At 57.9% G+C, this 14,284-nt stretch carries 9 protein-coding genes; 3 read left to right on the top strand and 6 right to left on the bottom strand.

Going from position 1 to position 14,284, the window contains the following annotated elements; translation table 11 throughout:
• The first annotated feature begins 96 nt into the window (after window positions 1-96).
• The gene (gene dnaE, locus H6815_06915) at window positions 97-4,197 is read left to right on the top strand and encodes a DNA polymerase III subunit alpha (GenBank protein ID MCB9860170.1); all 4,101 of its coding nucleotides are present in this window, start codon (window positions 97-99) and stop codon (window positions 4,195-4,197) included.
• Window positions 4,198-4,213: 16 nt separating this feature from the next.
• On the opposite strand, the gene H6815_06910 is transcribed toward dnaE, so the two are convergent.
• The 6 genes from H6815_06910 to H6815_06885 form a co-directional block, all read right to left on the bottom strand.
• Complete coding sequence (locus H6815_06910; protein MCB9860169.1) at window positions 4,214-5,134, bottom strand: hypothetical protein; 921 nt, start codon at window positions 5,132-5,134, stop codon at window positions 4,214-4,216.
• 44 nt (window positions 5,135-5,178) lie between these two features.
• Window positions 5,179-6,234 carry an MBL fold metallo-hydrolase gene (locus tag H6815_06905; protein ID MCB9860168.1) on the bottom strand — a complete coding sequence of 352 codons (1,056 nt, stop codon included), beginning with the start codon at window positions 6,232-6,234 and terminating at the stop codon, window positions 5,179-5,181.
• 88 nt (window positions 6,235-6,322) lie between these two features.
• Window positions 6,323-7,216: an ankyrin repeat domain-containing protein gene (locus H6815_06900; GenBank protein ID MCB9860167.1), complete on the bottom strand. Its 894-nt coding sequence runs from the start codon at window positions 7,214-7,216 to the stop codon at window positions 6,323-6,325.
• A gap of 107 nt (window positions 7,217-7,323) precedes the next feature.
• Window positions 7,324-8,688 (bottom strand): L,D-transpeptidase family protein, encoded by a 1,365-nt coding sequence (locus H6815_06895; GenBank protein MCB9860166.1) that lies wholly within the window; start codon window positions 8,686-8,688, stop codon window positions 7,324-7,326.
• 75 nt (window positions 8,689-8,763) lie between these two features.
• Window positions 8,764-9,456 (bottom strand): hypothetical protein, encoded by a 693-nt coding sequence (locus H6815_06890; GenBank protein ID MCB9860165.1) that lies wholly within the window; start codon window positions 9,454-9,456, stop codon window positions 8,764-8,766.
• 68 nt (window positions 9,457-9,524) lie between these two features.
• Window positions 9,525-12,026, bottom strand: coding sequence for a VacB/RNase II family 3'-5' exoribonuclease (locus H6815_06885; GenBank protein MCB9860164.1), 2,502 nt, complete (start codon window positions 12,024-12,026; stop codon window positions 9,525-9,527).
• A gap of 192 nt (window positions 12,027-12,218) precedes the next feature.
• Between H6815_06885 and H6815_06880 the strand changes: the two genes are divergently transcribed.
• Together H6815_06880 and H6815_06875 are read left to right on the top strand one after the other, a co-directional pair.
• Window positions 12,219-12,953 (top strand): type 1 glutamine amidotransferase, encoded by a 735-nt coding sequence (locus H6815_06880; protein ID MCB9860163.1) that lies wholly within the window; start codon window positions 12,219-12,221, stop codon window positions 12,951-12,953.
• Window positions 12,954-12,984: 31 nt separating this feature from the next.
• Window positions 12,985-14,061: a hypothetical protein gene (locus tag H6815_06875; GenBank protein ID MCB9860162.1), complete on the top strand. Its 1,077-nt coding sequence runs from the start codon at window positions 12,985-12,987 to the stop codon at window positions 14,059-14,061.
• Window positions 14,062-14,284 lie beyond the last annotated feature (223 nt).

The following is a 14,284-nucleotide window of genomic DNA, read 5'->3' as shown; positions in this document are numbered from 1 at the left end:
CTGCCAATACAAGGCAGTTAAGACGGATTCCGTTGAAAAACTTGGCGTTCGTTCGGTGTTTGGATATGCTGTCTCTCGACCCGTTGAGACACACCAATGCCGACCGAATCCGACACACAACCACGCTCGTTTGTCCACCTGCACCTGCACTCCGAGTACTCGCTGCTCGACGGTGGCAACCGCATCGACAAGCTCGTCAAGCGGGTCAAAGAACTCGGTATGAACTCGGTCGCGATCACCGACCACGGTAATCTGCACGCGGCAGCGCAGTTCGTTACCAAGGCAAAGGCCGAGGGCATCAAGCCGATCCTCGGTGTCGAGGCATACGTCTGCGCCCCGGGCCGGCCGCGCAGCGATCGCACGCACACCGGCATTTCCGACGGCGGATATCACCTTGTGCTACTTGCTGAGAACCAGACGGGATGGGAGAACCTGCTCTACCTGTGCTCGCAAGCGTATCTCACGGGGTTCTACTACAAACCACGCATCGATCGCGAACTTCTCGCACAACATCATTCAGGATTGATTGCAATCAATGGTCACCTCGGCAGCGAGATCGGCGAGCATCTGCTCGCGTACCAGCGATCCGTCGAAAACGCGGGCGGTGATGAATCACGCGCGGACAATGGAAAGTGGGAACTCGCTGTCGAGAGCGCTACATGGCATCGCGATCTGTTCGTAGATGAAGGCACTGGGCCGCGATTCTTCTGCGAGCTCCAGCACCACATCAACGAGCAGAACTCGATCAATCCGCACACTATCAGGCTCGCGCGTGAGTGCAACATCCCGCTTGTGTGCGACAACGACGCGCACTTTCTCAGATCAACCGACCACGATGCCCACGACACGCTCATCTGCATCTCGATGGGCAAGACGAAGCAGGATCCGAATCGGTTCCACTATCCCGAGGAGCTCTACGTCAAGTCTCCCGATGAGATGTGGGACATCTTCGGCGCAAGCGAATACAACAACGACACCTACGGCGAAGCAGGCATCGAAGCACTCAACAACACCGTCTCGATCGGCGAGCGATGCAACGCGGAAGTGACGTTCGGCGCGAACCACGCGCCAGTCGTTCGAGTAAAGATCGATAATGCGAAGAAACTGCCAAAGTTCGATGATGCGTCGTTCGCTGGCGATCTAACCGCGTGGTACAAAGCGTACTGCGCACACTTCGAACTCCTCCCGTTCGACGCGACGACCGACACAACCGATCCCATGGTCCTGAAAGACGAGTGCGACAAGGCGCTCCGTCTGCTCGCAGAAGCCGGCATGGTCTGGCGCTACGGCACCGACATTTTGAACCACAAGCACGATCTCATCCAGGGCGAGGACGCTGCCGACACAGCGCGTGCGAAGCTGGCCGACGAGAACGACATCACCGGATTTGACACGTGGGCGCGCCTGAATCGTGAGCTGAAAATCCTCGCGGACAAGCTCATCAGCGCGTACTTCCTGATTGTGTGGGACTTTGTGAACTGGGGACGCCAGAAGGGCATTCCGTCGCTCGCTCGTGGCTCGGGCGTCGGCACCATGGTCGGGTACGTGCTCGGACTGTCCAACGCATGCCCTGTCAGATACTCGCTGCTATTCGAGCGATTCACCGACCCTGATCGTGCCGAGTATCCCGATATCGATATCGATCTGTGCCAGGACGGTCGCGGCAACGTCATCGAGTATGTCCGCCAGAAGTACGGACATGTCGCGCAGATCATCACGTTCGGAACACTGAAAGCCCGTGCTGCGATCCGTGATGTCGCGCGTGTGCTGGAGATATCACTCCCGGTCGCTGATCGTGTTGCAAAGCTGATACCCGAGCAGCTCAACATCACTCTTGATGGCGCAATCGAGCAGGAACCCGACTTTGCAGCGGTTGCGCGCGGTGAATCAAACGCGATCACAAAGCTGAACGCCGATCTTCGTCCAGAAGACCACGTTGATGGTCGCACGATCAGGCAACTCATCGACAATGCGCGTGTGATGGAGGGGCAGGCGCGCCACGCGTCGGTCCACGCTGCGGGCGTGATCGTTGCGACGCGTCCGTTGCACGAGATCGTGCCACTCTATAAACAATCCGGCGCAGCTGAGCACGAGATCGTCACACAATGGGATGGCCCGACATGCGAGAAGGTCGGTTTGCTGAAGATGGACTTCCTCGGCCTGCGCACGCTGAGCGTGATCGAGCAGGCAAAGCGCAACATCCGTGAAACACTCCCCGAGGATGCCATCTTTGCAGCGGTCGGCAGAACACGCGATGATAATGGACCAGACCCGCTCGATCTCGATCGACTGACATACGACGATCCCCATGTCTTCTCTGTGTTCCAGCGGGGCGACACGACCGGCGTGTTCCAGTTTGAATCGGGCGGCATGCGCAGACTGCTCGTCGAGATGAAGCCAGACAGGCTGGAAGACCTCATCGCTGCAAACGCGCTCTTCCGTCCCGGTCCGATGGACCTGATCCCCGACTACAACGCGCGCAAGCACGAGCAGCAGGACGTGCCACAGGTGCATGAGATCGTCGACAGATTCACCAACGAGACCTACGGGATCATGGTGTACCAGGAGCAGGTGATGCAGATCGTGCACGAGCTCGGCGGCATCCCGCTGCGTGCTGCGTACTCGCTCATCAAAGCGATCTCGAAGAAAAAAGAAGCGATCATCAACGCCGAACGTCCCAAGTTTGTCGAGGGTGCGCAGAAGCAGGGACTCGAAAAGAAGCGCGCAGAAGATCTGTTCGAGTTGATCCTCAAGTTCGCTGGGTACGGCTTCAACAAATCGCACTCGACCGGGTACGCGATCGTCGCGTACCAGACAGCGTATCTGAAAACATACTTCCCCGCACAGTACATGGCTGCGTTCCTGACGTACGAGTCGCAGGCCCAGCGCGTCGCGGACTGGATGCCGTACCTCGAAGACACGCGCAAGACGCGATCCATCGACCCCGCAACGGGCACAATCATCCGCACCGGCATTGATGTGAAGCCGCCGGATGTAAACAAGAGCGGACCCGGGTTTACTGTGGTGTACGACTCGGATGAAACACCATCAGCGTCCAGCGGGCACATCCGGTTCGGTATGCAAGCGATCAAGGGCGCGGGCGAAAAGGCAATCGAAGCCATCGTCACCGATCGCAACGAGCGAGGCCCGTTCACATCGCTCTTCGATTTCTGCGAGCGCGTGCCTCAGATGTCGGTGAACAAATCAACCATCGAATCGCTGATCAAGTGCGGCGCGTTCGACTCTGTCCACACAAGAGAAGATCGAGCAGCGATGATCGCAACACTCCCGCGCGCCATCAGCGCGGGGCAGTCGCTCGCAGCGGACAAGGCATCCGGCCAGGGCGGGCTGTTTGGTGGTGGCGAGGAATCACAAGATCCAACTGTCACCGAGACACCGCTCGACGCGGTCACGCCATGGACAGAGAAGGAATCGCTCGAAAAGGAGAAGGACACGATCGGGTTCTTCGTGTCGAGCCATCCGCTCGAACAGTGGAAGCCGTGGATTCGCGCCCTGTCGACCAGTCGCACGGACGAACTCGATGGCAAGGGGCAGGGTGCGCGTGTGCTGCTCGCAGGGTCTTGCCAGTCGATCCGCACGCTGGTGATCCGCAAGGGACAGAGCGCAGGCCAGAAAATGGCGATCGTCACATTCGAGGACGGGTGCTCAACGTGCGAGTGTGTCGTGTTTTCCGATGCGTATGTTCGGTACGAACATCTGCTGAAAGAGGACGAACTCGTGTTCTTCCTCGGCGACATCGACCTGTCGCGTGGAGGGCCGCAACTGATCGTCGATCGTGTGCTCACGCTCGACATGATGCCGCTCGAACGTGCAACGTCGATCGACATCCTGTTCGGCTCGGACACCGGCTCAGTTGACATGAGGGCAATGGAGCAGGTGCATGCAGGACTGAAAGCGAACGCGATCGACTCGGTTGCGAACCCAGTTGAAGACGATCCATTCACGCCGTGCAGCGTGCGCGTATTCGTATCGATACCCCAGCGCGAGCGCCCCGTGCCGATCGAGATGGCAAAGGGCTGGCGTGTGCGTCCGACACCAGAACTCGCAAAAACATTGCACGATCTGCTCGGCGAGGGCAACTATCGGTTCGCTGGCAGACTCATGGCAAAGCCCGAACGCGAGGGCAGGCGGTTCCAGAAGAACATCCCCGTCAAGGGCAAAGTGTCATCGGCATAAACACACAGAAACAGGCTTACCCGATCGCCTTCGCAGCCGTGATGACGTTCTGAAGTTTTCCACACAGCGCAGTCATCAGGTTGTACATAAACACACAAAGCACAACAGCCCAGATCAGGTAGCCAATCGCGCCAAGAAAGAAAACACACATAAAGACGCTCACCAGCATCGCCACAGGTATTGCTATTGCTACTCCGGCGATCCCGATGATAAGTGTGATAAGAATCTGGCTTCGCAGTTCCTCAGCTGTATGCGCAATACCTGTATCGGGGATCCTGTCCGCAAGCCTGGAGATATATGTGAGACCCGCAAAGATCTGAATGAACCACGCAAGAATTGCGAGCATACTGAGCAGTTGGATGATTTGCGCTGCTGTGCCAACACCGCCAACTGGCACAAAGAACCGAGTCAGGTTACCCCCAAGATTTGCGATCATCGCGCATAGCTGTATAACGAGTGTGATTCTCAACACCTTGCGCGACACACCGCCGGGATCCTTGAAACTGCGAAACGCGGGATCCGGCTCAGACAACATCCACCACCCAATCAGCGCAGCAACTCCGTTGCCAACCTGTATGACCGACACAACAGGACCCAGCCCTGTGAGGCCGCACACTATCAGCACAAAGATCGCAAAGACAGCGAGCAACACAATAAGACAGGCTCTGACTATGTAGGCGCCGCGCTCAAGCTTGCGAAGATACATCACATCCGATGCAACAAGCAATGGTCCGGCAAGCGAGTTCCCAACCGGCGCTCCACACTCCGGACACTGGTCGGTGGTTCTCAATCCACGAAGGGCGTATCCACACCGAAGACAGAACAAGTTTTCTGGTACTGTGGATGAAAAATCATTGCGCGCAGTTTCGGCAACAGGATCCGGCTCGACTATGTCGTACGTGCCACCATTGATTTCGTAAGTACTTTCATCCGACATTACAGAAGTGTAGATCCCCGCAAGAATGCGGGGTCGCCGTGGAACTACCGATCTTCACCACGCTCTGATTCTGGACGCTTCATTTCGTCATAGACAGCACCCAGCGCCCGCACGCCAAGCTGCCCGCGGGCAAGCCCCTCAAAGAACGCGGGACGCAGCGCTTGCGTTTCTTCCTTCGACTTCCCAGCGTCCACAGCTTCTCTTACGGTCTCCCGCAGCTGCTGCATGTACTCGATCTGCTTTTTCACACACGACACATCCGACACATCGCCGTGCCCGGGCACAACCACCGTCTCTGCATCGCAGAGCTTCTCGACATTCTCAAGTGACTTGATCCATTCTGCTGAGTTGGAACCTCCTTCGGGATCAAAGTACGGATGCATGCCGTGGAACACCAGATCGCCGGTATGGATGACATTCAGCGTTGGGATCTCAACCACAACGTCATTATCCGTGTGCCCTGCACCAAACTGCTGGAGCTTCAGCTCAATATCTCCAATCGGCAGCGGATTGGCTCCGAAGAAGAAATCAGGAAGTGCGTTTGCGGGACGGAAGTCCTTTTCTGTCAACGCGTCCACACGATCGCGCAGGCCTGCAATCTCCTCTGACACTTTGACAAACATCGCATCTGCAACATCATCAGGCTTCTGCACGCCGTTGTCTATCGCAGCCTTGATCTGTGCTGTGTACCTCTCGACCTGCGCGTCGATACGCGGGAGCGCCTTGCCGAACATGATCTTCTGTGCATCCTTGAAGGCGTAGTTCCCGCCGGTATGGTCGGCATGATGATGGGTCGAAATGAGCAGCTTGATGGGCCCTCCTGCACGCTCCGAGGCCTCTCTTGCAATGACAGGACCAAACGGCGCATTCTTCGCATCAATCAGCACCGCTTCAGCTCCAGTGTTGATCGCAAGCGCGTTGCCCCCCTCACCGATCGCCACAAACGCGCCCGGCTGCACCTCGTTCCATTCGAACCATGCGTCACGTCGAACGGAATAGCGACGCCGAACGCCCGCAGCCTGCGAGAGCAGCGGCGACGACACAACAGCCGAGCCTGCGAGCAGAAGGAATGACCGACGGGACTGCATGGGGTGACGCATAGGACTCTCACTTTCATCCAGAAAAGAAAAAACTCGCGAAATGCACGACAGCATCACGCGAGTGAACAGTCGCACAGATCGGGATATTTCAGACGCCCGAGGCTTCATCGAGCACAACAACGATCATGTTGCCAGCCTCACCACCTCGCTCGAGCGCGAGTTCCGAGGCTGTGCGTCCGTTGTTATCGACCATGTTCACATTCGCACCGCCATTGAGCAGCAGAAGCACACAATCGAACGTCGAGGTCTCCGACGCGATCATCAATGGTGTCTTCCCCATCGCGTTGGTTGCGTTCGGATCGGCGCCGGCTTCAAGCAGATCTGTAATTGCCTGCGCGTTGCCCATACGCGACGCGATCATCAGCGCGTTGTCGCCGTTTGGCGCGCGTGCATCAACATCCGGTCCTGTTTCCAGTATCGCACGGATCACACCATCGCGCGTCGAGGTGATGTGCTGCACCGCTTCCATCAGCGATGTTGTGCCGTTGTCATTGAGTGCAGCAGGATCCGCACCACGATCAAGCACCTCCATAACGGTGGAGTAATCGCCAAAGGATGCAGCGATAGAGAGCGGTGTCATCCCGTCGAATGCATAGTCTGGCGCAACAAACGGCTGGTCGATGACTTCACTGGGAAGTTCAGAAAGCACAAACTTCAGAACTGATCGATCGCCTTCCTTGATTGATACAGCGATACGCTGCGTCGTTGTGAGCACAGGAGCCTGCGCGGGTGTGTTTGCAGGAGTATGCGTGTTTGTCGCAACACGATCTCCCTCGGTCGTCGTGGTTGGCGTGTTCAGCTCAGGAGCAGGCGTCACCACAACTGGCCGATTCACCAGCGGTGTTTCAGAACTTCCCGGCTGCTGACCATTCGGGGCTGACTTCTTGTTGGTCATCACACCGAGGAAGACAACGCCACCGAAGCACAACACCAGCACACCGAGCGCGAGAATACCGCTGTTGCCCTGCTTTGCTGTTGACATGGCTTTTCTCCTCATGGTGATCCGCGTGTGCAGTTTGCACGTGCGGACCTGATTATAGAGAACACTCATAACCGACAGATATCGCCCACAACGGGGTGCATCATCATTCAGTCGATGATGTTGACAATGCTGACTTTCTCAGAAAGCAACTCGTACACGAACGCAATGTCATCGTCACGCATGCGGACGCAACCCATGGATTTCTCCTGACCAATGCTGTCGGGATCGACCGTGCCGTGCAGCCCATACCCTGTTTCGTGCTCTGACTCACCAAGTCCCTGCAACCCGATCCAGTACTCACCGATGGGGTTCTCGGGATTGTCTGCTGTAAAACGCTCACCCGTGCGTGGATTGATCCAGTACGGATCCACAAGCTTTGAGTTGAGTTTCACAACAAATCGACCCGAAGGTGTCGATCCGTGCTCACCCAAGCCCACAGGAAATGATCGCACATAACGCCATCCCTGCCGGTTGTCAGGATCCCCCGAGTAGATATCGACGCGGAACTTGCTCTTGATGACCTCAGCATGGAACGGCCCGCGGATGATCTTCAGCTTCTGATCACGCCGGATAATGTCCGGATTGCGCATCTTGTTCACACGAGCAATGAGTCTGTAATCAATCGGGAGCGAGAGTTTCTTGACAATCTGCGACAACGCAAAGTCATTTCCATCAACAACATACTGCTCTGTCATCGGCTCGCCGGGAAACTTGCGAGGCGAGAACAGGATCGTGTCGTTCAGTGTCTGGATCTGCGTGCGCGCAAGCTCACAATTTGCCTCTGTTGCTGCTGGGTTATCGAGCAATCGGTAGTAGTGCTCACGAGCCATCAGCAGATCACCGTCATTGATCGCATCGTTTGCAGACTGGATCTGCGCAGCAACGGTGCGGGGCGCATCATTGAGCACTGCCGTCGGCTTCACTGCGCCAGGATCAGACCAGTTTGTTCGAGGAGGCTGCTGGGTCGTGCGCGGCGGTGTCTGCTCGCGTTCTGGAGGCGTCTGCACAAGAGGTGTCTGGGATGTTTTCTCATCTTCAACAGGAGTCGAAGCGTCTGCTCCGTGATCAGCGTTCTGCGTTCCCGTGGGAAACAGACGTAAAGCCTCGTCGCTCTGCGCTTCGTCATGTGATGCATCGTTGTTCGTCTGTGCCGGACGCGGATCAATATGCGATGATGAACCGGTGCTTTCGTTCGCACCCGACTTCATCGCTGGCGTACTGGTTTCATCGGTACCCGATCCACCGCCGTGCGTGCTCTCGGTGTTTGATGCTTGTTGGAGCCCGTGATCATTCTTCGCATTGGCCATGTTCGGCCCGGGCTTGAGCATGGTCCAGCCGAACCAGCCGCCCACAGCGACTCCACCACATGCCAAGAGCGCAACGACCGCCTTTGGCAAACCTGAGCCGCCCTTGCCACTGCTGCTCTTCCCACTGCCCCAACCAACCTGCTTCGACTGCGAAGGTAACCCCATCCGTATTCAACCTCCCTCACGCGCATTTTCCGGCGTGTTCATATGTTCAGGACCGCACACGAAAGTTGTGGCGGATCAGCCAGTTCCGTGCATCACCCGATCAGACGACACAACGACATCCATGCGGATATCCCGTCCCATCAAATCGCCACGCTGTCCTACTACTGTCGGCACATGATCCACGATCTGACGATCAAAGCACACACCAACCAGCAGCGGCTTGCGATACGGCCCATTGTTCCCGGTTTGCCCATGCAAAGCCTGTTCTGAACGAATTCCACATGCATGTTGCGCAGATCGCTCGCGCTGCAGCGCTCCTAGAAACCGGTCGTAAAACCCGCCTCCACGCCCCAGACGGTTGCAATCGGTGTCAAACGCAAGCCCGGGCACCAGCACAACATCGATCGATTCGGGATCGATGACGCGCGCAACCGACAGGGGCTCGGGCACACCGAACCGCCGGATCTCTGTCTTCGCATCGGAAAACGGCTCGCTTCTCGTCGCGATGACCGCAGACTGCATGGTGCTTGTATCCCACTCGATCCGTGGCGCACACACCGTGCCGCCACGCTCAGCATGCTCTGCGATGAACCGTCCCAGGTCCAGTTCGGGCTCGTCTGCTTTGCGGAGATACACCAGCACAGTTGCGTCGGGCTTGATCAGCAGCGTCTCTCTGTACGCAAGCGTCAACAACTGCTCGCAGACCAAACGCGATTCGCGATCGATCTCGTCGGCAGACAACACAGCAAGATCGCGCTGAATAGACATACGCAGAGCGCGTTTCTGACTATCCACAGAGTTAGGCTGACCTCGATCAGAGTTCATTTGCGTGCTGGCTACTTCTTCTTGTCCCTGCGATAGTCCTGCTTGCGTTTGTCGCGCGACTTCGATCGCTGGCTTCGCTTTTGCGCGCCGGTGCGTCCAAAGTCCTTGAAACCGCCGCCACCCGACGAGGCCAGCCCGCCTCCAGCACCATCCCCGAGTGTCAGTTTCGACTTGCCCGCAGCGCGCTTCTCCGCGTTTGTCACAACAAGATCCAGCTCGCGTCTGGTCAGATCGATCTTCGCAATGGACACATCGACCGAATCACCGAACGAATAGCTGCGACCCGAGTTCGCGTCGATCAGTGACCCCGTCTGTTTATCCAGTTGCCAGCGAGGTGGTTTGTTGTCGCGCGTCACATCGCCCGGCAGGTCTTCTGTCTTTACAAACCCGTCGACGACGTACTCGTCGATCTGCACAAACACGCCGCGCGGCGTGATGCCCGTGACCACACCCTTGAACACCTCGCCGATCTTTGTTTCGAGGAACTGGAGCACGAGGAACTTTCTCAGATCGCGTTCGGCGCTCTCCGCGTTGTCTTCTGTCCCCGAGATATGCGTCGCGATCTGCGCAAGGTCTTCGAGCGGCGGGCAGCGTTTGTCGCCCAACAGTTCCCGCCCGAGCATGCGCTTCTGCTTGTCGTCCGGTGGCCTGTTTGTGCCGTTGTCTGTGCGATCGAGATACGCAGCAAGCGCACGATGCAGTGTCAGGTCGGCGTATCTGCGGATCGGGCTGGTAAAGTGTGCGTACGCATTGCTCGCCAGCGCGTAGTGCCCCACCAGCACCGGTCGATACTCCGCGCGTGTGAGTGTGCGCAGCACAGCCATGTGCACGGCGCGACCTGCGGGCGTGCCCTTTGTCGCGTCGAGAAGTCCCTGAAGCTCCTGCCGTGTTGGATCTGACGGGATCTTGTACCCCGCAACCGTCGCAACTTTTCTAATCTCGTCGCCCGAGCTCTGCTGCGGTGCCTCGTGGATACGCCGGATCACCGGCACATCCAATGACTCGAACAAACGCGCCAGCGCCTCGTTCGCTTCGACCATGAACATCTCGATCAATGTGTGCGTGTACGCGTCGTCTTCCTTGTGCGCATCGATCACGCGCCCGTCCTCATCGAACACGAGTTCGGCATCGGGCAGATCCAATGAGATCATGCCCTGCTTGATGCGACGCTGACGGATCGCGCGCGAGCACGTGTTGAGCATCTTCAGACACTCGATCAGTTCGGGTGTGTAGTTGGGCTCGGTGCGAGCGTGCTTCTTTGCCTCTTCTTCGTCACCATCAATTAGCGCCTGCGCTTCGAGATAGGTGAGTCGCTTTGCACTCTTGATGAGCGTCTGCCCGACACCCTCGCCCATGACCTTGCCACTTGCGTCGTACCGGATGAAAGCGCTCTTTGCGAACCTCAGCACGCGCTCCTGCAACGAACAGATGCCGTTGGAAAGCAGTTCGGGAAGCATTGGGATGACCAGCCTGGGCAGGTACACCGAGTTCCCGCGCTCGATCGCCTCAATATCCAGTGGCGAATCGCGATCGATAAAGAACGACACATCGGCGATATGCACGCCAACCTCCCAGCCGCCACCCTCGATCTTCTTGATCGAGAGCGCGTCGTCGTAGTCCTTCGCGTCAGGCGGATCGATCGTGCAGATGAAATCGTTCGTCAGATCAAGACGATCGGGAAGCGCGTCAGCGCCCTCGCTCTCAAATCGTTCGATCAACTCGTTAAACCGGCGCGTCTGCGTCCGCGCCTGGGCCATGCACTCCTCGTCAAAGTCGCCGGGCAGGTTGAACGCTGCGATGACAGCCTGCGTCTCAACATCGGGCTCGCCCGCTTCGCCGAGCACCTTTGAGATCACGCCCTCACCCAGCGCGTTGCCCTCGGGGAACACGAGCAACTCGACAACAACCTTGTCGCCCGCTTTGACGTTCTTGCTTGTTGCGTCCTTGACAACAACAGGCGAGTCGAAGTCTTTCCCGTCGGGGATCACAAGAAACGTCTTGCCGCGTACTTCGATGGTGCCGGTCACGCTCGTGCGTTTGCGCTCGATCACTTCGACGACGCGCCCGATGTACTCCGGCTTGCCGGTTTTGCGCTCGCGCCGCTTGTCGCGCAGCAGTTGTACCGCAACGCGATCGCCGGGCAGCGCATCGAATGTTTCTTCTGCGGGGATGTAGATATCGCCCTCGCGCACGGGCTCATCAGGTTTGAAGAACCCCGCACCGCGCGGGCCCCGACGGAACTGGCCCTCCATCTCGCCGCCGCGTGATTGCACGGACGCGAGTCTGACGCGCCCATCGTTTGCGATGTCGATCACCTTGCGCAGATCAAGCCAGCGCAGCGACTGCTCGAACGTGGGGTCGTCGGTCGCGTGGAGTTCCTTCTCAAGATCGAGCACGGTCATCGGCTCGTAGTCCCGGCGTGTCAGCACACGCAGCACGCGAGCCTGGTGGTATGCGAGCATATTGGCCGGCGGCTTCGTCGCCGGGCCGGTCGATTGGTCCTGATTGGTCATACGAATCTCAAATATGGGTGGAAAGTTGGTTTAGAACTGACATGCCGGGTGTTGAAATCTGCCGGCTTCACAGCACAAGTGTAGAGCCCCAGTACATAAAGACACGTTGACGTGTGGAAAATCACAGATTCATGATGTCAGACAACCTCGGAACACTGGCAGACACGATCGGAAATCTCCTACCATCGCGGCATGAGCATTCTCGTCTTTCAGCATCACAAGATCGGCGTTCCGGGTCGTCTGGGCATGACACTCCGCGATCACGGGTTCAAGCTCGACATCCGCCAGCCGAACCTCCATGAGAACGCGGTGCCGAAGTCTATTGATGATGTGCAGGCGCTCATCGTCCTTGGCGGCCCGCAGAATGCGTGCGATGAAGACTTTGCAAAGCACCCGTGGCTGGTTGACGAGGTGAATCTCATCAAGCAGGCGCACGAGGCTGAACTCCCCATCATCGGGATCTGTCTCGGATCGCAGTTGATCGCGCACGCGCTGGGTGGCAAGGTCTCAAAGATGCCAAAGCCCGAGTGCGGCATGACAGAGGTCTCGCTCACATCGCCCGGGCAGACAGAGCCCGTGCTCGCGGGGATCGCATGGAACCATCCTCAGTTCCAGTCGCACCACTGGCAGGTCGAAGAACTTCCAGATGGCGCGACGCTGCTCGCAACAAACAACAACTGCAAGGTGCAGGCGTATCGCGCCGGACTGCGCACGTTCGGGTTCCAGTTCCACTTCGAGTGCGACCGTGAGGACATCGGAAAGTTCCTTGAGCTTGAACGCGAGGGTCTGTCAACGCTCCACATCGCGCTGGAAGCTGCGCAGAAGGACGCGGACCATCACTACGAGATGTACGCGCGATTGTCGAACCGTTTGTGCGTGAATCTCGCAACGCTATTGTTCCCACTCGCGCATCGTCGCAGCGCGTAACCACACACCTTCTTCGCTCATCTGATCGATCATGCCAACACGCCTAACCATCAGCGTGCCGAGTGACTACGTGCTTGCACGCGACGTATGCTCATACGGCTACTTCCTGCTCGCGCCGAACTTCTGGGTGCCCGAAACCGGCACGTTCTGGCGTGTGCTCACGCTCGACTCAGGCCCCGTGCGCGTCGGTATCACTCAGCACGCAGCAAAGGACTGGGATCTCTCGTCCACGCAGCGTCACACGAAGAAGCTCCCGAAGAAACTGAAGGATGCGACAGGCAAGTCGCTCCGGGTCACCGCCAACCGTGAACTCTCAAAGGATGATACAGCACAGACAAAGGCGCAGATCAAGCGCATGTTGCGCCTTGATGAGCCCGCCGTGACGCTGCAGCAGTATCACAAGCTCGATACCCGTTTTCGTCAGTGCGGGCGCGGCAGACTGATGCGCAGCCCGACACTGTTTGAGGATATCATCAAAACTGTGACCAGCTGCAACGTGCAATGGCCGAGCACCATTACCATGAACGCGCGGTTGTGCGATGTCGTCGGCAAGCGCATCGAACCGTCAGCACGGGCTCGTGACGCTGCGCACGTAAACATGCCAGTCCCCGAGCATGCGTTCCCGACGCCCGAACAGCTTGCGCGCACCCGCGTCACAACACTGCGGGCCCGATGCAGGACCGGCTACCGTGACGCGCGGATCATCGAACTGGCAAAGCTGTTCGCAATGCGGGGCAAGCGCCCGCCGACACTCGACGCTGCATGGTTCGAGGATCCGAAGATATCTGACGACGATCTCCGCGCGGCACTCATCGACCTGCCCGGGATTGGGCCGTATGCAGCCAACAACATCATGCAGTTGCTCGGCAGGTACCACCTGCTCCCACTTGACACCGAGACCGTGCGCCACGGCAAGGGGTACCTGGAACTTCAGGGCACCGATGCGCAGATCATGAAGAAGGTCAAAGCGTACTACGAGCGACTGGGCGAGCACGCGTTCAGGTCATACTGGTTCGAGTTGATGGACGACTACCAGACGCGCAAGGGCCCATCATGGACATGGAGCCATCGCGTTGCCGGCTCATTCACCGCGAGCAAACTCGACTAACATCGAGACACGGTCTCATCGCAACCGACAGGGCACTGTCACATCGGCAGGCGTGCAGCCGTACTGCCGAAACAGGTCGCGCCTTTGGTCACGAACGATCAATGTTTGGACCGATGGTTGGCACGCAGTTTGAATCACCATACGTGATCAGCCTGCATCAAACGTGATTGATGACAGAAGACGCAGGCAGATAGAAGCATTCAGAGGAAGAAGGCTGAGGCAG

The sequence above is a fragment of the Phycisphaeraceae bacterium genome (assembly GCA_020639155.1).
GTDB lineage: Bacteria > Planctomycetota > Phycisphaerae > Phycisphaerales > UBA1924 > JACKHF01.
The sequence above is the reverse complement of the archived record's forward strand: the minus strand, read 5'-3'. Positions and strand labels throughout refer to the sequence as shown.